Source organism: Roseivivax sp. CAU 1761 (genome assembly GCF_054482755.1).
On record NZ_JBTLRM010000005.1, the window covers coordinates 147,747 to 166,682 of the forward strand.

Annotated in this window: 17 protein-coding genes and 1 pseudogene; 7 read left to right on the plus strand and 11 right to left on the minus strand. The window is 65.5% G+C overall.

What is annotated here, in order from left to right; translation table 11 throughout:
* The first annotated feature begins 9 nt into the window (after positions 1-9).
* Genes ACXYMW_RS05425 through ACXYMW_RS05440 form a run of 4 tightly spaced genes read left to right on the plus strand, consistent with a single transcriptional unit; the run spans position 10 to position 3,628 of the window.
* A complete protein-coding gene (locus tag ACXYMW_RS05425; RefSeq protein WP_459034277.1) occupies positions 10-441 on the plus strand; it encodes a DUF6691 family protein in 432 nt (143 codons plus the stop codon).
* A gap of 1 nt (position 442) precedes the next feature.
* Positions 443-1,366 (plus strand): MBL fold metallo-hydrolase, encoded by a 924-nt coding sequence (locus tag ACXYMW_RS05430; protein WP_459034278.1) that lies wholly within the window; start codon positions 443-445, stop codon positions 1,364-1,366.
* Positions 1,367-1,417: 51 nt separating this feature from the next.
* Positions 1,418-1,798, plus strand: a complete 381-nt coding sequence (locus tag ACXYMW_RS05435; protein ID WP_459034279.1) for a rhodanese-like domain-containing protein — start codon at positions 1,418-1,420, stop codon at positions 1,796-1,798.
* Positions 1,799-1,822: 24 nt separating this feature from the next.
* Positions 1,823-3,628, plus strand: a complete 1,806-nt coding sequence (locus tag ACXYMW_RS05440; protein WP_459034280.1) for a SulP family inorganic anion transporter — start codon at positions 1,823-1,825, stop codon at positions 3,626-3,628.
* 5 nt (positions 3,629-3,633) lie between these two features.
* Here ACXYMW_RS05440 and ACXYMW_RS05445 read toward each other — a convergent pair.
* The 11 genes and pseudogenes from ACXYMW_RS05445 to ACXYMW_RS05495 form a co-directional block, all read right to left on the minus strand.
* Positions 3,634-3,996, minus strand: a pseudogene (locus tag ACXYMW_RS05445) (PfkB family carbohydrate kinase); the annotation flags it as partial.
* Between the two features lie 27 nt (positions 3,997-4,023).
* The gene (gene manD, locus ACXYMW_RS05450; RefSeq protein WP_459034281.1) at positions 4,024-5,250 is read right to left on the minus strand and encodes a D-mannonate dehydratase ManD; all 1,227 of its coding nucleotides are present in this window, start codon (positions 5,248-5,250) and stop codon (positions 4,024-4,026) included.
* Complete coding sequence (locus ACXYMW_RS05455) at positions 5,247-6,392, minus strand: Gfo/Idh/MocA family protein (RefSeq protein WP_459034282.1); 1,146 nt, start codon at positions 6,390-6,392, stop codon at positions 5,247-5,249. Before ACXYMW_RS05455 ends, manD begins: the two co-directional genes overlap by 4 nt.
* A 65-nt stretch (positions 6,393-6,457) precedes the next feature.
* Complete coding sequence (locus ACXYMW_RS05460; RefSeq protein WP_459034283.1) at positions 6,458-7,201, minus strand: SDR family NAD(P)-dependent oxidoreductase; 744 nt, start codon at positions 7,199-7,201, stop codon at positions 6,458-6,460.
* The gene (locus tag ACXYMW_RS05465) at positions 7,201-8,124 is read right to left on the minus strand and encodes an NAD(P)-dependent oxidoreductase (protein ID WP_459034284.1); all 924 of its coding nucleotides are present in this window, start codon (positions 8,122-8,124) and stop codon (positions 7,201-7,203) included. Before ACXYMW_RS05465 ends, ACXYMW_RS05460 begins: the two co-directional genes overlap by 1 nt.
* Positions 8,125-8,163: 39 nt before the next feature.
* A complete protein-coding gene (locus tag ACXYMW_RS05470; protein WP_459034285.1) occupies positions 8,164-8,496 on the minus strand; it encodes a cupin domain-containing protein in 333 nt (110 codons plus the stop codon).
* A 23-nt stretch (positions 8,497-8,519) separates the two neighbouring features.
* On the minus strand, positions 8,520-10,841 hold the full coding sequence (locus tag ACXYMW_RS05475) for a DUF4962 domain-containing protein (RefSeq protein ID WP_459034286.1): 2,322 nt from the start codon (positions 10,839-10,841) through the stop codon (positions 8,520-8,522).
* 85 nt (positions 10,842-10,926) lie between these two features.
* Complete coding sequence (locus tag ACXYMW_RS05480; RefSeq protein WP_459034287.1) at positions 10,927-12,498, minus strand: extracellular solute-binding protein; 1,572 nt, start codon at positions 12,496-12,498, stop codon at positions 10,927-10,929.
* A 59-nt stretch (positions 12,499-12,557) separates the two neighbouring features.
* Entirely contained in the window at positions 12,558-13,439 is an 882-nt protein-coding gene (locus tag ACXYMW_RS05485; protein ID WP_459034288.1) for a carbohydrate ABC transporter permease, read from the minus strand.
* Between the two features lie 13 nt (positions 13,440-13,452).
* Entirely contained in the window at positions 13,453-14,457 is a 1,005-nt protein-coding gene (locus ACXYMW_RS05490) for an ABC transporter permease (RefSeq protein WP_459034289.1), read from the minus strand.
* A complete protein-coding gene (locus tag ACXYMW_RS05495) occupies positions 14,454-15,557 on the minus strand; it encodes an ABC transporter ATP-binding protein (protein WP_459034290.1) in 1,104 nt (367 codons plus the stop codon). Before ACXYMW_RS05495 ends, ACXYMW_RS05490 begins: the two co-directional genes overlap by 4 nt.
* 400 nt (positions 15,558-15,957) lie before the next feature.
* On the opposite strand from ACXYMW_RS05495, the gene ACXYMW_RS05500 reads away from it, so the two are divergent.
* From ACXYMW_RS05500 to ACXYMW_RS05510, 3 genes are all read left to right on the plus strand, one after another.
* Entirely contained in the window at positions 15,958-16,650 is a 693-nt protein-coding gene (locus ACXYMW_RS05500; RefSeq protein WP_459034291.1) for a GntR family transcriptional regulator, read from the plus strand.
* A 179-nt stretch (positions 16,651-16,829) separates the two neighbouring features.
* Positions 16,830-18,128: an MATE family efflux transporter gene (locus ACXYMW_RS05505; RefSeq protein WP_459034292.1), complete on the plus strand. Its 1,299-nt coding sequence runs from the start codon at positions 16,830-16,832 to the stop codon at positions 18,126-18,128.
* A gap of 423 nt (positions 18,129-18,551) precedes the next feature.
* Positions 18,552-18,710 (plus strand): hypothetical protein, encoded by a 159-nt coding sequence (locus tag ACXYMW_RS05510; RefSeq protein WP_459034293.1) that lies wholly within the window; start codon positions 18,552-18,554, stop codon positions 18,708-18,710.
* Positions 18,711-18,936: the final 226 nt, after the last annotated feature.

Consider the following 18,936-nt stretch of genomic DNA (forward strand, 5'->3'; position numbering starts at 1 on the left):
GAGAGCGCCATGCGTCTCATTGCAGGATTCGTCTCGGGCTTGGTCTTCGGCCTCGGCCTCGTCATCTCGGGCATGGCCAACCCGGCCAAGGTGCTGAATTTCCTCGACCTGTTCGGGACCTGGGATCCGAGCCTCGCCTTCGTCATGGGCGGCGCCTCGCTGACCGCCTTCCTGGGCTATCGCTGGGCCTGGAAGCGTCCGGCGCCGGTTTATGGTGAAACGTTCGACATGCCGACCAACAATGCGATCGACGGCAAGCTGCTCACCGGGGCGGCGATCTTCGGCCTGGGCTGGGGCATCGGCGGCTTCTGCCCCGGCCCGGCCTGGACCGCGCAGCCGATGCTGGCCCCGGGCGCCCTCGTCTTTTTGCCCGCCATGCTGATCGGGCTGTGGCTCGGGCAGGGCGGGGCCAAACCCCTGATGCAAGCGAAAGGAGCCTGAAATGGCCAAGGATTACAGTGAGGGCGACAAGAAAGTCCGCTTCTCGCCCTCCACCGGAGCGGGCAGCCCCGAGGTCTGGGGCATCTACGAGCCGGATACCGGGTCCATCCAGTACATCTGCGCCGATCCGGCGACCCGCAAGGCGGCGCTGATCGATGTCGTGCTGAACTACGATCCCGGCGAGTCGACGACTTCCGAAGAGAGCATCGACCAGGTCATGAGCATCGTCGAGGGTCAGGGGCTCGAGGTCGCATGGGTGCTCGACACCCACCCCCATGCCGACCACGTCATGGCCTCGGCTCGACTGAAGGCGCGCACCGGGGCGCCCAACGCGATCGGCGGCATGGTGCCCGAGATCGCCGAGATCTGGCGCGGCATCTACAACATGCCCGATGCCTTCGATCCGGAGAAGGATTTCGACCGTCTGTTCAAGGCCGGCGAGACCTTCAAGCTCGGCGAGCTCGACATGCGGGTCATGCTGTCGCCCGGGCATACGCTGGGCTCGATCTCCTATATCTGCGGCGATGCGGCCTTCGTGCACGACACGTTCATGCATGTGGATGTCGGCACCTCGCGGGCCGATTTCCCGGGCGGCACCACCGGGGAATTGTGGGACTCGATTCAGGAGATCCTCGCGCTGCCCGACAACACCCGTCTCTTCGTGGGCCACGATTACGGCACCAAGGAGCGCAAGGAGCCGGCCTGGGAAGCCACCGTGGCCGAGCACAAGACGCGCAACCCGCATGTCAAGGAAGGCACCCGCAAGGAGGATTTCATCAAGCTGCGCGACGCGCGCGATGCCACCCTGCCGCTGCCGGACCGGATGCTCGCCGCGCTGCAGATCAACCTGCGCGGCGGGCGCCTGCCGGAGCCCGAGAGCGACGGCCATTCCTACCTGAAGATCCCGATCGACAAGGACCTGTGAGAGCCCCCGAGACCTCCGAGACCCCCCTAGAACTCTGAAAGGAGCGTTGCGATGCCGATGAGCGTGAAGGACCTGGTGGCCGATGCGAAGGCCAACATCACCTCGGTCACCCCGGAAGAGGCGCAGAAGGCGCAAGCGTCGGGCGATTTGATCCTCGATGTCCGCGAACCCGGCGAGCTGGACAGCGACGGCCGGATCGACGGGGCGCTGCACGTGCCGCGCGGCGTGCTGGAGGCCAAGGCCGATCCCGACAGCGGGGCGACCGAGGCGCGGCTCGCCGGGATCCGCGACAAGGCCAGGGTGCACGTGCTCTGCGCCTCCGGTGCCCGGGCCGCCATGGCCGCCCACACCCTGACCCGCATGGGCTACCGCGCCAGCGTGATCGAGGGCGGTCTGAAGGGCTGGACGGAGGCCGGGCTGCCGGTCTCCTGATCCGCACCGGGCAGGGGGTCCGTCATGCTGAAGCGCTATCTCCCGATCCTCGACTGGGGCCGGCGCTACAACCGCGCCTGCCTCTCCGGCGACCTGCTCGCCGCGGGGATCGTGACGATCATGCTGGTGCCGCAATCGCTGGCCTACGCGATGCTGGCGGGCCTGCCGCCCGAGGCGGGGATCTACGCCTCGATCCTGCCGATCATCCTCTACGCCGCCTTCGGCACCAGCCGCAGCCTCGCGGTCGGGCCGGTGGCGGTGCTGTCGCTGATGACCGCGGCGGCGATCGGCAAGCTCGGCGGCGCGGGCATCGACCCGGTCACCGCGGCGCTGTCGCTGGCGCTCCTGTCGGGGGCGATGCTGCTGGCGCTCGGCCTGCTGAAGCTCGGCTTTCTCGCCAATTTCCTGTCGCACCCGGTGATCGCGGGCTTCATCGCCGCCTCCGGCATCCTGATCGCGGCCAGCCAGCTGCGCCACATCCTCGGCATCGAGGGCGGCGGGCACGACCTGATCGAGATCGGCGCGAATCTCTACGAGGGGCTGGGCGACATCCACCTCGTCACCGTCGTGATCGGCGTCGCCGCGCTGGCCTTCCTGTTCTGGGTGCGGCGTGGGATGAAACCGGCCCTGCGCCGGATCGGGCTCGGGGAGCGCGCCGCCGATGCCGGCGCCAAGGCCGGGCCGATCCTCGCCGTGGTGGTGACGACGCTGGCGGTCTCGGCCCTCGACCTGGAGGCCCGGGGCGTGGCCATCGTGGGCGCCGTGCCGGGCCAGCTGCCGCCCCTGACCCTGCCGGATCTCTCGCCCGCCACCTTGGGCGCGCTGGCCCTGCCGGCCTTCCTGATCTCGATCATCGGCTTCGTCGAGTCGATCTCGGTGGCGCAGACGCTGGCCGCCAAGAAGCGCCAGCGCATCGACCCCGACCAGGAGCTGATCGGCCTCGGCACCGCCAATCTCGGCGCCGCCTTCACCGGGGGCTTCCCGGTCACCGGCGGCTTCGCGCGCTCGGTGGTCAACCACGATGCCGGGGCCGAGACCCAGGCGGCGGGCGCCTTCACCGCGGTGGGGCTGGCGCTGGCGGCTTTGTTCCTCACGCCGCTGCTCTATTTCCTGCCCACCGCCACGCTGGCGGCGACCATCATCGTCGCGGTGCTGAGCCTCGTCGATCTCACGGTGCTGCGCCATGCCTGGTGGATCTCGCGCACCGATTTCGCCGCGGTCAGCCTCACCATCCTGCTCACCCTCCTGATCGGCGTCGAGGCCGGCGTGGCCGCCGGCGTGGCGACCTCGATCCTTTTGCATCTCTACAAGACCTCGCGGCCGCATATCGCCGTGGTGGGCCGGGTGCCCGGCACCGAGCATTTCCGCAACGTGCTGCGCCACCGGGTCGAGACCCAGCCCCACATGCTGATGCTGCGGATGGATGAAAGCCTCTACTTCCCCAATGCCCGGTTCCTCGAGGACCGGCTCTCCGAATACATCGCCGACCGGCCCGAACTCCGCGAAGTGGTGCTGCAATTCTCCGCGGTCAACGAGATCGACCTCTCGGCGCTGCATTCGCTGGAGGCGATCAATGCGCGGCTCCACGAGGCCGGCATCCGCCTGCATCTGAGCGAGGTGAAGGGCCCGGTGATGGACCGCCTGCGCCGCAGCCATTTCCTAGACGCGCTCACCGGGCGGGTCTTCCTGTCGCAGCAGGAGTCCTGGGATGCGCTGCGCCACGGCGGCCGGGTGGACGTCTCGACCCCGACCGTGGGGCCGCATGCCAAATGCGCGCCCGACGCCGCGGGCGTTTCGGGGGAGAGGGCCAGAGTGATCCGCGGGAAGTAGACCAGATCGGCGGTATCGATCGCCCGCGCCCGCGCCTGCCGGTCGTCGCCCAGGTGCCGGGCGGCGGATTGCCCCCGCCAGTAGGAGAAACTGCGCTCCCCCCGATCGAGGGCGATGAGATAGAGCCCCACGGTCCGACCCGGCAGTGTGCGCACATGGACATCGTCGATGCCGGCCGCCGCGAAGGGCGCGGGCCTCTCGCGCGACAGCTTGTCGGTGCCGACAGCGGTGCCATGGGAGACGGCCGCGTCGGGCCGCAGGCGGGCCAGATACCAGGCGGTGTTGGACGTATCCCCGGCGAACCCCCGGGCGATAGTCCCCCGGTGCCTAGAGCGGCGCGCGTTCGGCCATGCACTCGCCGCTGGCAAGAACGCGGAGCCCCAGCCGGCTGGGGGTCAGTAGTTCCACATCGTGCCATCCGTGAGCCGGACGACCGGGTGGCTGCCGGGCGTGTACTCGTAGCGCGCGGCCTCAGCCTCGTCGAAGTCGACGCCGAGGCCCGGTGCATCACTGACATGCATCATTCCGTGCTCCATCCGGTGCTCCGAGGGAAACAGCGCGTCGCATTCGGGCGTGCCGAGGACGAGGTATTCCTGGATTCCGAAGTTCGGCGCCCAGGCGTTCAGGTGCGCCTGCGCCGCCATGCTGATCGGGGAATGGCTCGGGGCGCCGTGAAACCCGGTGCGCACGTGGTGCAGACCGGCCAGATCGACGATGCGCCGGACATGGGTGATGCCGCCGGCATAGGTGACGGCGACGCGGATGAAGTCGATCATCTCGGTCTCGATCAGCCGGTTGCACTCCCAGATCGAGTTGAACACCTCGCCGATCGCGATGGGCGTGGTGGCGTGCTGACGGATGAGCCGCAGCGCCTCCTGGTCTTCGGCCGGTGTCGGATCCTCGAGCCAGTAGAGGCCGACCGGCTCGACGGCCTTGGCGAACTCCGCCGCCTCGCGCGGCAAGAGCCTGTGGTGGACGTCGTGCAGGATGTGCAGGTCGGGGCCGAAACGGTCGCGGATCTCCATCAGCGCGCCGGGCATGTAGCGCATGTAGCGCCCGGTATCCCAGGTCTCGATCTTGGGCCGGATGCCGGAGAAATCGGAGATGTAGTGCTTGCCCTCGCCGCGGGTCTCGGGAACCGCGTAGCTGGCCGAGGGCATGCCGGGGATGCCGCACTGCACGCGCACGGCCTTGTAGCCCTGGTCCACGTAATGCGTGATCGCCTCCATCAGGTCCGGCAGGTCGGTCCCGGTGGCGTGAGCATAGACCAGCGCACCGTCGCGGCTCTTGCCGCCGAGAAGCTGGTAGACCGGCAGGCCCGCCAGCTTGCCCTTGATGTCCCAGAGCGCCATATCGACGGCGCCACACGCGGCCATCGCGACTGGGCCGCGCCGGAAATAGGCGCCGCGATAGAGAAACTGCCAGATGTCCTCGCTGTTGCGCGGGTCCATGCCGATCAGGTTCGGGACGATGTAGTCGCGCAGGTAGGCGGCGGGCAGGGTTTCGCGGTTGTTCAGCGTGGCGTCGCCCAGCCCGTAGACGCCCTGGTCGGTCAGGATCTTGAGCGTGACGTAGTTCTTGCCGGGGCCGCCGACGAACACCTTGGCATCGGTGATCTTCATGGCCGGGCCGCCCTAAGTTCGGTCGATCCGTCCAACTCCGTCCAGCTGCCGTTCCGCCGGATCAGGTCGATGATGTGCTGGTACTGGCTGCCTTCGCGGAAGGTCGGATAGGGCTCCACCGCCTCACCGCTTATGTCGCGCAGGAACTCCCGCACGAGGTGATGCCAGCACTGTTCCGTCTCGCCGGCGACATCCGGCACCGCCTCCGCGATATCCTGCGGCAGCGGCGGTTGCCGCCACGCCCCGTCCCACAGGTGGAGCGGCCCGCTGCCGTAATGGCCTTCGAGGTAGAGCGCGCCTTTCGTGCCGTAGAAGACGATGTGATCCTCGCGAAAGCGGGGCACCAGCGCGCCATGGCGAAACAGCGCCGAGACCGGGCGATCGGCGTAAGGGCTCCCGATCTGCGCGAGCGCCGTGTAGGACCATTCGACGTTGCTGTCGCCCCATGTCAGCGCGGGATCGGACAGGTCCTTGGGGATGAAGTCGCGCCGTTTGGTGAAATCATGCACGCCCTCGACGATGGGCGCGCGGCCGAGATCGTCGCGCACCTCTCCGGCGACCCGGAGGATGTCGTCGCCGATCACCGAGCACACGATGGACAGCGTGTGCGTGAAGTTGTTGTTGAGCCGCCCGCCGCCCTGTTCCGCCCGGTGCGACCAGCCGAACGGAATGCCGCGTTCGAGGTTGAAATGCGAGATGCACTCGACCTCGGTCGGCGCCCCGATGGCGCCCTCGGCGACCAGCCGCCGGGCATGCAGGACCGACGGGGTATAGCGAAAGCTGGCCGCATAGGCGGTCTTCACGCCTTTCGCCTGTGCGAGGTCACGCAGGGCGGCCGCCGTCGCGCCGCTTTCGGTCATCGGCTTGTCGACAAAGACGTGACAGCCCGCTGCGATGGCCTGCCGGATGGGATCGTAATGCGCGCCGCCCGGCGTCGCGATCGACACGATATCCGGGCGGCACAGGGTCAGCGCCTCCTGCCAGTCGGTTCCGGCATGGGGAATGCCCTTCTTCGCGGCGACGTCGCGGACAATCTCGGGCGTGCGCCCGACCATGCCCACCACTTGGGCCCCCGCCGCGCGGAAGGCATCGGCGTGTCCCTGGCCGGCAAAGCCGGTTCCGGCAATGAGGACTTTCAGCATGCAGGTCTCCTGTGCGCCCGAGGGCGTGGCGATGGCGGCGGCGGGATTGCGGGGTGGCGGGGCGCTCAGCTGAAGAGCACGCCGCCGTTGATGTCGACATTGGCCCCGGTGATGAAGGCCGAGTCGTCGCTGGCCAGGAACAGCACGAGGTTCGCGATGTCCTCGGGCAGGCCCTGGCGTTTCACCGGGGCCGCAGCCTCGTAGCCGCGCCGCGCGGCGTCCGCGGTGTGGATGTTGTGGAAATCGGTGTCGATCATCCCGGGACAGAGAGCGTTCACGCGGATCGCCGGGCCCAGTTCCTTGGCGAGGCCGCGGGTCATGGTCATCACCGCGCCCTTGGACGTGGCATAGGCCACGGCGCCGGGCCCGCCGCCGTCGCGCGCGGCCTGACTGGCGATATTGACGATGGTGCCGGCCGTCATGTGCGACAGGCATGCCTTGATCATGAGGAAGGTGCTGGTGAGGTTGACGTCCATGACGGCCCGCCAGTGCTCGAGCGGCATCTCGGCAATGGACTTGCGGGCGATCAGGCCGCCTGCATTGTTGACGAGGATATCGACGCGCCCGAAGGCATCGACCGCTCGGGATACAAGCGTTTCGACATCTGCGGGATCGTTCAGATCGCCTTGAACGGCGATGGCCTTGCCGCCCAGCCCCTCTATCTCAGCCACGGTGGCTTCAGCGCCTGCGCTGCTGGAGAAATAGTTGATGGCCACATTGGCGCCCTCGGAGGCCAGCTTGATCGCGCAGGCCCGACCGATATCCCGCCCGCCGCCGGTCACGATGGCTGTCTTGTTTCTCAGTCTCATCAGGTTGCTGCCATCGTCTTGCGCGCTTCGGCGCCTTTGCCGTCGATCTCCAGGTTCAGGAAATAGTCGAAGATTTCCGGCACGTTGCCGTCGCCCAGACCGGCCTCCACGGCGGCCTGAAGGTTGTGCGACGTGCCTTCGGCAATCTCGGCCCGGGTGCCAAGATCCTCGGCCATCTTGAGGAAATAGCCGAGATCCTTGTTGGCGTTGTTGATCGAGAACCCGAGGTCGCTGACACCGTCGACGGCGTAGTTCTTGCAGAAGCCCATGAAGGGCGAATTCGACGGCCCGGTCGACATGATCTCGTAGAGCTGCTGGCGGTCGACGCCGGCGCGGGCCGCGACAGCGAAGGCCTGGCTCATCGTGCAGACCGTGGTCATGCCCATGAAGTTGTTGATCAGCTTGGTGGTATGGCCCGCGCCAAGCGCGCCCAGGTAGAAGACGTTTTCGCCCTGCTCGTCGAGCACCGGCTTGACCTTGTCGAAGGTGGCCTTGTCTCCGGCGGCCATGATGTTCAGCAGCCCGTCCTTGGCATGGGCCGGTGTGCGGCCCAGCGGCGCATCGACCATGCCCGCGCCTTTCCTGGCCAGATCGGCGCCGATCTTGCGGGTAGAGGCCGGTATCGAGGTGCCGAAATCGATCAGAACGGCGCCGTCCCGGATGCCGGCCAAGATGCCGTTGTCACCATAGACGACCCGTTCGACCACCTCGGATGTGGTGAGACACAGCATCACGATGTCGCTCGCCTCGGCGAGTTCCCTGGGCGATCCGGCCTCTTTGGCGTTGCCACGGGCGAGGACCGCGTTCACCGCGTCCTTGTTGAGGTCCATGACGACCAGTTCGAAGCCTTTCTTCTGGAGGTTCTCCACCATGTTGCCGCCCATGAGGCCGAGACCGATGAAGCCGATGACAGGTTTGGTCATGTCGTGCTCTCCCATTCGTCTGTGTCGTGATGTGCTGGATCAGAGGAAATCTTCGCGGTGCGGCGTGAAGATATCGAGGAGGGTCCCTGCCTCCAGGCAGGTCGCGCCGTGTTCGATGTCGGGCTGCTTGTAGAGCGAGTCCCCGGCTCCGACGACGTAGGTGTCGTCGCCGACGGTGAACTCGAACTTGCCCGAGATCACGTAGGTGATCTGCTCATGCGGGTGGTGGTGGCGCGGGGCCACCGTGCCGGTCTCGAAATGCACCTCGACGACCATGGCGTTCTCGTTCCAGGCGCCGACCTTGCGGCTGAGGCCGCCGCCGGCGTCGAACCGGGCGTTCTCGCTGGCCGGGAAGTAGTTCTTTACGGGCATGTGCGTGTCTCCGCGTAGGCGTGTCAGGTCTTGGCCAGCTTCTTCATCACCACCCGAAACGTGTTCTCGTCGGCATCGGTGAAGTAGAGGTCGGCGTCGTAGCCCTGGTCGTCGAGGAAGTGGAAAATGCGCTTGGGCTCGGCCAGGCGGTAGGGCACCAGCAGCGTAGCGATGCGGTGGCGCGTGGCGGCGGGGTAGCGCGCCTGCAGGCAGGTGGAGACTGGGAGCCCCTCGTATTCCGCGGGGTCCACGTCGGGAAACCCGGTTTCCTGCGTGATCTCGGGCTTGCCCGCCTCGGACCAGACGACCTGTCCGTAGAAACCCGCCCGTTCGCCGGTGTTGCGGAACGAGGTCCGGCCAAGGTCGTAGGGCTGGTTGGCATGCAGCAGCCAGTCGATCGTCACCGGGCTGTCGGCGTCGACGCTGTCGACGATCACGAAGTAGCTGTTGCGGACGAAATAGACCTCGCGCTCGACCAGCGTCACCTCGGGCGAGAGGCTCTGGTAGGCGGCGGTCGCGTCGCCCTTGATGTAGGTGTGATCGTCGCGTTCTTCGGCCGCGAGGATGCGCCCGGTCGCGGCCATCGCCTTGGCCTTGTCCTTGTCGGCGTACTGGCCCTTGCCGTTGATTAGGATGGCGTTCTTCGACCGGGTCTGGCGCCGCCAGAGCCGGTGCATGGTCGAATTGAAGGCCACGTAATGCCCCGACTGGATCGCGAGATCCTCGCCGAAGGCGGCCAGGCAGAAGGCGTTCTGGTCGCCGTGGCTGTGGCTTATCGACCCGAAGCGGGAGGATTTGAACACGAACTGGATATGCTTTTCGGGGTCGGCCATGTCGTGCTGGATGCCGACCCACCCGATGCCCCGGAAATGGCGCATGCCCGACGGCGGGTCCGACGCTTCGACCAGCGGGAAATCGGTCAGGTAGGTCAGCTCGTCGAAATGGGTGTCCCACCAGCCCCAGTTGTAGAACGCGCCTTCGGTGCCCGGATTCAGGCGCATCAGCGCCTCGTGGTACCACTGGTACGCACCGTTGCCCGTGACGCCCGCGTATTGGCGCAGATTGATGCCGGTCTTGATGCAGGGCAGATCACCTTGCGTGCTGTCGTCGCCGAAGGTGGCGCGGCGGGTGTTGGGCGCCTTGCAGAAGAGCGGAAAGTCCCCGGTATTGCGGAAGAAGGGCCGCTCGTAGAGATCGATGCCGGTGAAGCTCTTCAGCCGGTTCGCCGCCTCGATGAGATAGGCCATGCCCATCATCCAGTAATTGGTGCCTTCGGCCCAGCCGCCATCGCTGTCGCCCCACGGCGAATAGACCGTGGCGAGGAACTCGATGCAGTAGTTCAGCCAGTCGCGCGCCTCGTCGTCCGCGTCGTCGCCGAGCAGCGCGATGCAGGCGGGGATCAGCGTCAGCGAGACCGAACGCACCGCGTGGCTGTCATACGGAAAGAGGTGGATCTTGGCGTTGAGCATCGCGTGTTCCGCGATGTCGCGGGTGCGCGTCAGGAGGGCACTGCGCACCCGCTCGCGCTCGTCCTCGTCCAGCTGGTCGTGGAGCCAGTCGTACCCCCAGGCGAGCGCATTGGTGACCCGGTAAGCCCATTCGTCCGTATAGGCGCGCGAGGTGACCCCCATCGGGTCCCAGCTTGCCGCCTCCAGCAGCCACGCCTTGGCCCGGTCCAGCATTGCCTGATCCTGCGTAACCTGACCGCCGATGGCGAGGTGGCGGATGGCATACATGGCCTCTTGCAGGTCGATGTAAGTCTGCCGCCAGACCGGCGCGGTGCGCTGGTGGCCGGGATAGCCCGCGGGCTCTGTCATGACCTCGCGGTCCATCCAGGGCAGGACGGATTTTTCGTAGAAGGTGGACCAGGTGCAATGGCTTGGATCGGCCTTTACCGCGTCTCTGAACTCCGCCAGCCGGGATTGCGTCAACCAAAGCCGCGGATGGCTGGCGGGGGAGTTGCGGAACCGCGCGTCGCGAGAGGGCAGGGGCGATTGCGGCAGGCCTTCGGTGATCGTGAAGCTGCGGGTGCTGCTCCAGCTCGACGCGGGTTTCCCGGCCGCATCGCAGACAGCGTAGGTCCAGTGATAGGTCCCCGGAGCCAGCGCCACGTCGGGGGTGAAGAAGTTCCAGGGGATGTTGGCAAAGACCTGCGTGTTCCCGGCCTTGAACTCGGGATCGGCAGAGATGCGCAGCACATATTCGGCCTCATCCTCGATCACCGGAAGCCAGGTGAACCGCGGCGGGTTCTCGACGATCTCGGTTTCGCCGTCGGGTGCGTACTGGATCGTCAACCGTCCGGTTCTGGGTTCGTCGAGCTTGGGAAGGACAACGGCGACGCGCATCACTGAGGACTTTCTTCTGGGTAAAGGGGGGTGGTGCGGCCGCTGATCGGCCGCACGCGATGACCGTGGGGAAGGATCGGGGGGATCAGCCGCCGTACTGACGCTCGTAGGCCGAGTTCATGACCTCGAGGACGTCCTGGTAGCCCATCTTGTTCAGCGCCGACATGTAGCCGTCCCAGTCCTCCTTGACGTCGCCCGTGCCGAGGATCCAGGCCTGCTGACGCTCCAGCATGTAAGTCTGGATCGAGGGGTAGTAGCGGTCGTAGACGGCCTGCTCCTCCTCGTTGAAGGCCACGCCGAGGAACTGCTCGACCAGGAGATCCTCGGTGTCGTAGAGCTCGATGCCCTCGCGCGCCGCGTCGCGGGTCCACTGCCATTCGTAGCGGTAATCCTGCGGGTAGCCGCGATAGATCTGCGCCCCTTCGAGGTACATCTGGCTGTTGACCGGCTGCCCCGAGTCCAGCACCGCCGATTTGTAGATCGGCTCTCCGTCGACCATGTCCCAGGTCTTGCCCTCGACGCCGAAATTCGCCAGCAGCGCGCCTTCCTCGGAGAACCAGAAGTCGAAATACTTGATGGTCTCGACCGGGTGCTCGTTGGTGTAACTGATCGCCCAGCCGTCCGGCTTCATCGGGATGCGGCGGTTTTCCTCGATGCGCTGACCGCTCACCGATTTCGGCGGCAGGAAGGGCACGAAGTTGAAGCCCTCGATCTTGTCCGCCAGCGCCACGTTGTAGCCCGAGGTGGAGGCGAACCAGTCATGCGTCATGCCGCCCAGGTTCTCGCCCAGCAGGTAGTCGCGCGCCGAGGAACCGCGGGTGAAGAGCTCGGCGTCGATCAGGCCCTCTTCATACCATTGCGCGATGTTGGCCAGCCCATCGCGATAGGCTTCCTGCGCGTAGGGATGCACCACTCTGCCGTCCTTGAGGTAGAACTGGTGGTAGACATCCGCCCCGGTCGAGCGCGCGTCCCACAGGTTCAGCAGGCGCAGCACCTCTTCCCAGTCGCGCACGAAGAAGGGGATCTCGTCCTTCTGGCCGTTGCCGTTTGGATCCTGATCGCGGAAGGCCACCAGCACGTCGTAGAGCTCATCGACGGTGTCGGGACGCTCCAGACCCAGCGCGTCCAGCCAGTCCTGGCGGACATACCAGGCCCGGGCATATTTGCCGTCGGGCAGGTAGGGGATGTAATAGACGTTGCCGTCATAGGCCGCGATGGCGTCCCAGATGTCCGGGTGTTCGTCGAACCACGCCTTGATGTTCGGCGCGTGCTCGTCGACGAGCTCGTTCAGCGGCACGAAGGCACCCTGGGGGCCGTACTCGTTCACCGGTTGCCGGATGTTTGCGCCGCCGACGATGTCGGGCAGGTTGCCGGCGGCCAGAAGCAGGTTCATCGCCTCGCTCTGTTCGGTCGTGTTGCGGCCCGAGGTTTGGTCGACGAGGTGGATGTTGGTCTTTTCCCGCGCCACTTCCTCGACCGGGTAGATCTTGGAGGTGTCGCCGCCGGGGCCGTAGCCCTGGGCCCGCGCCCAATGCATGTGAATGGTCAGTTCCAGCGGATCGTCGACGATCGGCAGTTCGATGTTCTGTGCAAAGACCGGGGTTGTCAGTGCGGTGGTTCCGAGGATTGCCGCGGCTGCCAGTTTCAAGGTTCGCATGGTGTCCTCCCTTTTGCGAAACGATCGAATGAGGGGCTGATGGAGACGTCGAGCGTCGCTCATTCCTTCACTCCTCCCAGCAGGATGCCCTTGCTGAAGTACTTCTGGAGGAAGGGGTAGATGAGCAGGATCGGGATGATCGAGCAGACGATGATCGCGGCGGTGACCGTCTCGACCGAGTAGGCCGCGGTCAGCAAGCTGGTGGCGAACTCCTCGTCGTCGGACAGCTCCTCGATGACCTTGCGCAGGTAGACCTGCAGCGGGATCTTCTCTTCATCCTGCAGGAGCACCATGGCCCAGAAGAAGCCGTTCCAGCGCGACACGATGCAGAACAGGGCCACCGTGGCAATCGCCGGCTTCGACAGCGGCATGTAGACCTTCCAGAGCACCTGGAATTCGTTGGCGCCGTCCATCCGGGCCGCCTCTTCGAAGCTCTTCGGAATGCCCTCGAAGAAGTTGCGCAGCAGGATGATGTTGAAGCCGTTGACCGCGAAGCCGATGATGATGCCGAAGTAGCTGTCCAGCAGGCCCAGATCGCGCATGTTCAGGAAGAACGGGATGAGGCCGGCGTTGAACCACATGGTGAAGGCCACGACGAGGTTCCAGAACCGCCGCCCGTAGAGCTGGGGCTTCGACAGGGCGTAGGCGCCGGGGATGATGAACGCGAGGCTCATCAGCGTGCCGCCGATCGTGTAGATGAAGGTGTTCATGTACGACGACCAGAACAGCGGCTCGCTCAGCACCTGCTTGTAGGCTTCCAGGGTGAACCCGACCGGGGTCAGGACCACATTGCCGGCGCGGGCTTCGAACCCTGTGCTCATCGACAGCGAGGCGATGTAGATGAACGGGTAGAGCGTCGAGAGGGTGAACAGGCCGATCAGGACCATGTTCAGGATGACGAACATCTTGTCGCCGCGGGAATAGAGATTCATGTTGGTCATGGCCCGGTCTCCCTCACCACAGCGATGTGCGCGAGTAGCGCTTGGAGATTGCGTTGGCGGTCATCACCAGCACGAAGGCTACCACCGCGTTGAACAGGCCCGCTGCCGCGGCGAGGTCGTACTGGCCGCCCTGGATGCCCTGGCGATAGATGAAGGTGTTGACGACGTCGGCGGTCTCGTACGTGGCCGGCTGGTAGAGCAGGATGATCATCTCGAAGGAGACCTCCAGCATGTTGCCGATCCGGATGATGAGCATGATGATGATGGTCGGAAGGATCGACGGCAGGGTGATCTTCCACATCATCTGCCAGCGGCTGGCGCCGTCGACGACCGCGGATTCGTAGAGCGTCGGAGAGACCCCCGCGATGGCCGCCAGATAGACGATCGACTGGAACCCCGCCTCCTGCCAGATGCCGGTGCCGACAAAGATCGGTCGGAACCATTCCGGCTTGGTCAGGAAGTAGATGGGCTCTATCCCGAACCACCCGAGCATGGTGTTGACGATCCCCGCCGACGGGCTGAAGGCGGTGATGACGATGCCCGCGATGATCACCGACGAGACGAAGTGGGGCAGGTAGACGATGGTCTGCGCCGTCTTCTTGAAGGTCTGCCTGAGGATCTCGTTGAACATCAGGGCCAGCAGGATCGGCATGGGAAAGCCGAAGATCAGGCCGTAGAAACTGATGATGATCGTGTTCTTCAGGGCGCGCAGGAACTGGTCGTTGCCGAACAGCGTCTGGAAATGTTCCAACCCGATCCAAGGGCTTCCTGCGACGCCGCGGAAGACCGAGTAATCCTTGAACGCGATCTGCAACCCGTACATCGGCTTGTAGAGGAAGATGGCAAGCCACAGGATCGTCGGGATCAGCATGACGTAGAGCTGCCATTCCCGCCTGAGGTGGTCGCCGACCCGCTCGATGCGGCTGGGTTGGCGGCGGCGCTGGGCTTCTGTGGCGTCGAAGATCAACTCTTCGGTCGACGGCCCGGCAGCCGAGGTGAAGTTGGGATCGTTGGTCATTGCTCCAGCACCTGACCGGGCAGCGCATCACCGGTTTTGGCGTCGAACACCTTCACGAGGTGAGGTTCGATGGTGAAACCCTTGATGCCGTCGAGGATATGCATCTGGCCGACGGTATCGGTGCGGATGACAAAGGGATCGCCCTGCAGGCTGGCATGGATCAGAGCCTCGGATCCCAGCGTCTCCACCAGATCCACATCGAGCTTGATCAGGTTCGGATCGGTCTGGTCCGAGACCGAGACGAATTCGGGCCGGATGCCGAGGATGACCTCTTGCCCCACCGCGATGGTCAGCGTCGGAATCTGCTGAAGCTGAACGCGCTGACCGTCGAATTCGGCCACCGGGCCCTGGTCGCCCGCCACGATCCGGGCCTTGACCATGTTCATCGGGGGCGATCCGAGGAAGCCTGCCACAAACGTATTGGTCGGGTTCAGGAACAACTCCATCGGGGAGCCGATCTGCTCGATCCGGCCGTCATGCATGACGACGATCCGGTCCGCCAGCGTCATCGCCTCGACCTGATCGTGGGTCACATAGATGGAGGTCGCGCCCAGCCGCTTGTGCAGGCGCTTGATCTCGGCGCGCATCTGGGTGCGCAGCTTGGCGTCGAGGTTCGAGAGCGGCTCGTCGAAGAGGAAAACCTTGGGGCGGCGGACGATTGCCCGCCCCATGGCGACCCGCTGACGCTGACCGCCGGACAGGTCGGCCGGGCGGCGCTCGAGGTATGGCGTCAGGCCGAGGATGCCGCCGACCTCTTCCACGGAGGAGGCGATCTTCTCCTTGCTCTCCTTGCGGATCCGCAGTCCGAAGGCGATGTTGTCGGCCACGTTCAGGTGCGGATAGAGCGCGTAGTTCTGGAACACCATCGCCACGTCGCGATCCTTGGGTGCAACGCGGTTCACGAGCTTCCCGTCGATCTTGAGATCGCCGTCCGAGATCTCTTCGAGGCCGGCGATCATGCGCAACGTCGTCGACTTGCCGCAGCCGGATGGGCCGACCAGTACGACGAATTCCTTTTCCTGAACCTCCAGGTCGATCCCGTGGACCACCTGGAGCGCCCCGTACGCTTTCACGATTCCGCTGAGATGTACGCCAGCCATGGCTCCTCCCCCTGATGCGCCGTCTCCCGCCGGCGATGGTGTCGGGACAGCCGATTCGACCGCCTCTCCATCTGGTATACTAGTAATTTGACTGGTATACTAGTCTCAACCATGGTAAACAGGAGTCGAGCTGCTTTAGACCGCTGAAAAGTGGGGAAATTTAACGACGAAGGCCGGGTTCGGGGAATGCCCCAATGTCCGTTCCCCGTCTCGAAACCGCACGATGCGAGCACGCAAAACGGCGTGGCCAGAGCGGGTCGGAGGGCAGATCGAAGGGCGAACCGGACCACGAGGCCGGGGATCAGGATGCAGGCAAGCCACGGGCCCACTGCCGTGAGGCGATCTCGGAAGAGGCGCTGAATCCGGCAGTGGGACGGTACGACAAGGTGGAGACGACGCGATGGACCAGGTAACGCAACTCGGCGAACGACGGACAGCCGTAGACGACATTTTCGATTTTCTGCACGAGGAGATCCTGAAACTCCGACTGCGCCCGGGCGACAAGATCTCGGAGGCAGACATCGCGGCCCGCTTCGGCGTCTCGCGGCAACCGGTCCGCGACGCGTTCAGCCGGCTCGCAAATCTGGACCTGCTGCTGATCCGGCCCCAGCGCGCCACCGAGGTGAAGCGCTTCTCGATGAAGGAGATCGTCAAGTCGCGCTTTGTTCGGGCGGCAGTCGAACGGGAGGTGCTGCGCCTTGCCGCCGCCAATTGCGATGCCGCCGGCGCGGAGAGATTGGACGAGTCGCTGGCACAGCAGGGACGGGCGATGGTCGACAAGGACGTCGAGGGCTTCGGCACTCTGGACTACGAGTTCCACAAGACGCTTTGCGAGATCGCCGGGATCGACTTCGCGTTCGACATCATCATGACGGAAAAGGCGAAGGTCGACCGCCTCTGCATGCTGGGCCTCTCCAAGGAGGACCGCATGCCGGAACTGGTGGACGACCATCGCGGGATCGCCGAGGCCGTGAAGGCGCATGACGCCGAGCGGGCCATCGAGGTCGGCATGCTGCACCTGTCCCGGCTCGACAGGACGATCGAGAGCATCTCGGAGAACAGCGCCCACTACTTCGAAACCTCGGCGGTCTGACGCCCCCAGACCAACCCTTTCTTCCACGCTCGCCGCGGGTGCGCGTCCGGTGATCGCCCGGGCGCCTGTTGCGCTGCGCCCCTGAAAGCCTCGCTCCGATGTCCGTGACACCCGTTCTGATCCAAGGCGCTGGCCCGTCCGGCCCGACATGGCGCAACGTGCTCGCTTTCGCGTGGCCGATGACGCTGAAGGCGATCATCCTGCATGGCACGGTGGTGATCGACACCTATCTCGTCTCGGCGCTGGGGGAGACCTCGCTCGCGGCCATGGGGCTCGCCGCGGCCATCGCGGGGTTCGTTCTCGGCGGCATCCTCGCCTTCTCGAACGCGATGCAGATCCGGACGGCGCAGGCCTACGGAACCGGCGAGACGGTGTTTCTGAAATCGGCGCTGGCCGCGGGTCTCGCCATCAACCTGGCGGTCGGCGTGATCGGCCTCATTGCGATCGCGCTGTTCGGCGGCCCGCTGCTCGACGCCATGGCGCCGAGCGCGGAGGTTGGCGCCCTCGCGCGGGACTACCTCGCGGTCTTCGCTCTGGTGATCCTGGGAGAGGCGATCGGCCAGACCCTGTCGAGCTATTTCAACGGCTGCGGCGCGACCCGGATTCCGCTCTACAGCTTCTGCCTGTCCCTGCCGGTCAACGTCGCGACCAGCATCGTACTGATCCACGGATACCTGGGCCTTCCGGCCTTCGGCGTCACCGGCGCGGCGATGGGCAGCGCCATAGCGATCGCGGTGCAAGTCGCGTTCCTGGTGCGCCGTTTCCTCCGCCGCGACGGACAGATCCTGCGCGACGAAGGGTGGCGTCAGGGGAGTTTCCCGGCAACGCTGCGCCGCCATCTCGGCTTTGCCCTCCCGATCGCCGCGACCTTCTTCAGCGCCACCTTCGCCACCCAGGTCTGCACGCTGATCTATGCCAGGCTGAGCCTCAACGAGTTTGCCGCGATGACGCTGATCGCGCCCTGGATCATGGTGACCGGCACGGTCGGGATGCAATGGGCGCAGGCGACCGGGATCATCGTCGCACAGCTGCTCGGGCAGAAGCGGCCCGAGCCCGTGCTCGACCGCTTCCTGCTCAGCGCCTGGCGCGGCGCGCTGGTCGCCTCGGGGATCGTCGCGGCGCTCCTGTTCGCGGTCTGTCTGTCCGCCGGCATGCTCTACGCCGATCTGAACACCGAGACCCGCGCCGTCCTCCTGGGCTTCCTCCCCGTCCTGCTGGTCCTGCCCTTCCCGAAGGGCTCGAACGCGATCTGCGGCAACACCCTGCGGGCCAGCGGCGACACGATCTATGTCATGCACATCTTCGTCTGGGCGCAATGGCTGTTCCGCGTCCCGGCCACGGTGCTCGCGGTGATCTGGCTCGACCTTCCGGCATTCTGGGTCCTGTCGCTCTTGCTGTGGGAGGAATTTCTCAAGTTCCCCGCCTTCCATCGTAGGCTCCTGCGAGGGGACTGGAAGCGCGCGGAGGTCGCAGCCTGAGCGGTGTCCAGAATTGTCCGTGCCGAGAGGGACGCATCAAGTCTGCCATCCATGGCCACGCGACGCGCGCGACCCCGGGGGATGGGCTCTCGGGACACTCCGGCAGGTCTTCCAGCAGGCCGGGTCAAATCCGGGTGCGGTCGACCGCCGCAATGTTTTTTCTAGCGAGGTCTGGGTGACGTAGGCGGTCTTGCTGCGGCTCCCCGGAGATCTGATCGCTTCTCGACCGTTCCACCTGCGCCTGATCCGGGGACGAAGGAAGCGCGCGAAACCTTCGGACTGAGCCAGCCCAATTCGGCCAGCGAGGACATTGCATGACGTTTTTCAGCCTCGAGGGCCGCCGCCAACACCGGGATCGGTCAGACCGTCACGGTCGACCTTGCGCGGCACGGCAGCGAGGTCGTGGCAGTTGGCCGCACGTCCATGGACGACACGCTCGCAGCGCTTCACGAAGCGGGCGGCTGCACCGACATGCGTCGCGCCGATCTTGGTACGGTAGCGGGCGCCACCGAATCCTTCGCATCCCACTCCGCGACCAACTTCCCGATCCAAGTCTGCACAAATTTTCGTTTGTTGGCCTAAGGCCAAAAAAGATTGGCGGAAGAGATGTGGAGATACGGGGAAGCCTGCGCCGGAAATAGAATCCCCCACAGTGGCGGTAGGGGTCGGTGCTGGGCAGGAGATGTGGAGTGCCCCCCATTTCACCGGACAGCCTGGCTGGAGTTGAGCGCTGATCTGAACTCGACGGGCGAGCGCATTGCCAGCGCGGAATGTGGATGGACGGTGTTGTAGTCGTTGAGCCAGGTGG

Excerpts from the sequence above, each read along its gene's own strand:
- ACXYMW_RS05425 (WP_459034277.1), top strand. The coding sequence starts at position 10 with ATGCGTCTCATTGCAGGATTCGTCTCGGGCTTGGTCTTCGGCCTCGGC.
- ACXYMW_RS05430 (WP_459034278.1), top strand. The coding sequence starts at position 443 with ATGGCCAAGGATTACAGTGAGGGCGACAAGAAAGTCCGCTTCTCGCCC.
- ACXYMW_RS05435 (WP_459034279.1), top strand. The coding sequence starts at position 1,418 with ATGCCGATGAGCGTGAAGGACCTGGTGGCCGATGCGAAGGCCAACATC.
- ACXYMW_RS05440 (WP_459034280.1), top strand. The coding sequence starts at position 1,823 with ATGCTGAAGCGCTATCTCCCGATCCTCGACTGGGGCCGGCGCTACAAC.
- manD (WP_459034281.1), bottom strand. The coding sequence starts at position 5,250 with ATGAAGATCACCGATGCCAAGGTGTTCGTCGGCGGCCCCGGCAAGAAC.
- ACXYMW_RS05455 (WP_459034282.1), bottom strand. The coding sequence starts at position 6,392 with ATGCTGAAAGTCCTCATTGCCGGAACCGGCTTTGCCGGCCAGGGACAC.
- ACXYMW_RS05460 (WP_459034283.1), bottom strand. The coding sequence starts at position 7,201 with ATGAGACTGAGAAACAAGACAGCCATCGTGACCGGCGGCGGGCGGGAT.
- ACXYMW_RS05465 (WP_459034284.1), bottom strand. The coding sequence starts at position 8,124 with ATGACCAAACCTGTCATCGGCTTCATCGGTCTCGGCCTCATGGGCGGC.
- ACXYMW_RS05470 (WP_459034285.1), bottom strand. The coding sequence starts at position 8,496 with ATGCCCGTAAAGAACTACTTCCCGGCCAGCGAGAACGCCCGGTTCGAC.
- ACXYMW_RS05475 (WP_459034286.1), bottom strand. The coding sequence starts at position 10,841 with ATGCGCGTCGCCGTTGTCCTTCCCAAGCTCGACGAACCCAGAACCGGA.
- ACXYMW_RS05480 (WP_459034287.1), bottom strand. The coding sequence starts at position 12,498 with ATGCGAACCTTGAAACTGGCAGCCGCGGCAATCCTCGGAACCACCGCA.
- ACXYMW_RS05485 (WP_459034288.1), bottom strand. The coding sequence starts at position 13,439 with ATGACCAACATGAATCTCTATTCCCGCGGCGACAAGATGTTCGTCATC.
- ACXYMW_RS05490 (WP_459034289.1), bottom strand. The coding sequence starts at position 14,457 with ATGACCAACGATCCCAACTTCACCTCGGCTGCCGGGCCGTCGACCGAA.
- ACXYMW_RS05495 (WP_459034290.1), bottom strand. The coding sequence starts at position 15,557 with ATGGCTGGCGTACATCTCAGCGGAATCGTGAAAGCGTACGGGGCGCTC.
- ACXYMW_RS05500 (WP_459034291.1), top strand. The coding sequence starts at position 15,958 with ATGGACCAGGTAACGCAACTCGGCGAACGACGGACAGCCGTAGACGAC.
- ACXYMW_RS05505 (WP_459034292.1), top strand. The coding sequence starts at position 16,830 with ATGACGCTGAAGGCGATCATCCTGCATGGCACGGTGGTGATCGACACC.
- ACXYMW_RS05510 (WP_459034293.1), top strand. The coding sequence starts at position 18,552 with ATGGACGACACGCTCGCAGCGCTTCACGAAGCGGGCGGCTGCACCGAC.